General features: G+C 67.9%; 4 protein-coding genes and 1 pseudogene. All 5 read left to right on the top strand.

From position 1 onward, the window contains the following. Positions 1-235: hypothetical protein (locus K2X24_RS14475; protein WP_292499084.1), on the top strand; the 235-nt coding region annotated here is incomplete at its 5' end. Next, the gene (locus tag K2X24_RS14470) at positions 228-665 is read left to right on the top strand and encodes a hypothetical protein (protein ID WP_292499083.1); all 438 of its coding nucleotides are present in this window, start codon (positions 228-230) and stop codon (positions 663-665) included. The genes K2X24_RS14475 and K2X24_RS14470, both read left to right, overlap by 8 nt. Before the next feature lie 2 nt (positions 666-667). Then, a complete protein-coding gene (locus K2X24_RS14465) occupies positions 668-964 on the top strand; it encodes a hypothetical protein (protein ID WP_292499082.1) in 297 nt (98 codons plus the stop codon). 54 nt (positions 965-1,018) lie between these two features. Next, on the top strand, positions 1,019-1,501 hold the full coding sequence (locus K2X24_RS14460; RefSeq protein WP_292499081.1) for a DUF2829 domain-containing protein: 483 nt from the start codon (positions 1,019-1,021) through the stop codon (positions 1,499-1,501). 43 nt (positions 1,502-1,544) lie between these two features. Further along, positions 1,545-2,002: pseudogene (locus tag K2X24_RS14455) on the top strand (hypothetical protein); the annotation flags it as partial.

The raw sequence follows: 2,002 nt of genomic DNA, 5'->3' as shown, positions 1-2,002 counted from the left end.
GCGCCAGCCTCCGGTGCGTGAGCGTGCAGGCTGGTTCGACCCTCCCGGGGGACCGGCCTGCACGTCCGTGAATTCGCATGATCATCTGAGCCGCCAAGCTGCCGATCATGCGGATGTTGTGCGTACCCCGTTCAACCTCCTCAAGCATATCCGCCCGTCCTGTCCGTACCCCTCAATAAACACGGATGGATTTGCGCATGTGCAAAAGGTCTTTGCGGAAACAGCAAATGCCTGACGCTGACATTTCACGCGCTCAGTTCTTTGCCGACGACCTGCTCCGCTGGGAATCCCGCGGCCCGGGCGACACGGCCAACGCCATGAAGCGGGTCGCGCAGCGCGCGGCCCTGCCCTTCTCCAAGCTTTGGGCCCTCCGCTACCGGCCGCCCAAAGCCGTCGCCTCCCACGTCCTTGCGGCCCTCGAAGCCGCCCACGCCCGCGAAGTCGAGCGACAGCTGAGGAAGCTCGCCCATGAAGTCGAGATCACCGCCCGCGTCACCGGCCATTCGGACCCTGCTGTCGCTGCGGCTGAGGCTGCTCTTCGCGCGGCTGAAGGCGCGCATCCGCGCGTGGTGGGACCGCCTCTGGCGTCGGCTGCATCCCTGGCGAAGCCGGTGATCCCCCCTTGCGACCTGCCGCTGTGGCGGGCGTCCCAGCAGGAGAAGTGACCATGGATTTGAACTCGAAGAGCGTGGCTGCCGGCGTGAACTCCGGTCCCGCCACGGTGCATGGCGCGATCGGCGTTGCCGGCCAAGTCGGCGAGCGCCTCTGGGCAAGCGTCTCGCTCGCCGAGAAGCTTGCCGAGGCTCTGGATGGGCCCGAACCGGAAGGCACCGATGCCTCTTCGGTGGCCGCGTCGGGACCGGTTTGTATGGCCGACTACCTGACGCAGGTCGTCGATGGGCTGCACACGCCGGCGACCCGCATCGAGCACGCCCTCGAGCGCATCAAGCGCCGCCTCGGCTGACCCGCCCTCGCCGGGCGGCGCGGTGCCGCTCGGCTCCAACTCCAGGAGCACGACATGGTCGACGGTACGGAACAGGCGAAGGGATTTCGGCGCGAGCGCGACCTCGACGCCAACCCTTATCGGCCGGACGAACAGCGAGCGGCCGATGCCCTTCTCCGCCAGTTGCCCGACGTCGGGACCGGGGACGATCCGCTCGGGTTTCTGGTCGCCTCCTGGGAGCAGTTCGTCGTCGATCGGAAAGCCACGCGCGGCCTCACCTTCGGCCAGGCCATCGAGCAGCTGAAGGCCGGCGCCCGGGTCGCCCGCGACGGCTGGAATGGAAAGGGGATGTGGCTCTCGCTGAGCGGCCCCCTGCCCGGCCGGGAGATCGCGTTCGAGAACTTCTGGTCCTCGAACAACGCCGAATACGCCCGCGCCAACGGCGGGTCCGCGACCGTCCTGCCCTGCATCACGATGAAGACCGCCACCGGCGAAATTCTGATGGGCTGGCTCGCGTCCCAGACGGACATGCTCGCCGAGGACTGGTGCGTCGTCTGACGCCCACCCGCGCCTGCCTCCCCTTCCCCACCGGAGAACGCCCGTGACCGCCTTCACCAAGAAGCCCGTGACCATCGAAGCCTTCCGCTGGACCGGCGGCCCCGATCAGGAAGAGGATCCGGTCTGGATCTGCGACGCGATCCGGGGCGGCATCGTCCAGTTCGTCGAGGCCGGCTTCATGTCGATCCACACGACGGAAGGCGTGATGAACGCCTCGCCCGGCGACTGGATCATCCGTGGCGTCGAGGGCGAGCTGTACCCCTGCAAGGATTCGGTCTTCCAGGCGACCTACACCGTCGCCTCGCGGCCGGCCGACAGCACCGGCACCCCGGCTTTGACGCGCAACGAGGCCGACGCGCTGGTCGAGAAGTCGACGGCGCCCCGCGTCACAGCTGCTGCCATCACGGCGAAGGTCGGGGAGGTCGAGTACTTCCGCTCCGGCGTGCTGACGATCTGCATCATCACCATGCAGAGCGGCTTCACCTTCGTGGGCAAGTCGGC

The sequence above is a fragment of the Methylobacterium sp. genome, assembly GCF_019750675.1.
Taxonomy (GTDB): Bacteria; Pseudomonadota; Alphaproteobacteria; order Rhizobiales; family Beijerinckiaceae; genus Methylobacterium.
Note: the sequence above shows the minus strand (reverse complement) of the source record. Positions and strands in the feature narration are given on the sequence as shown.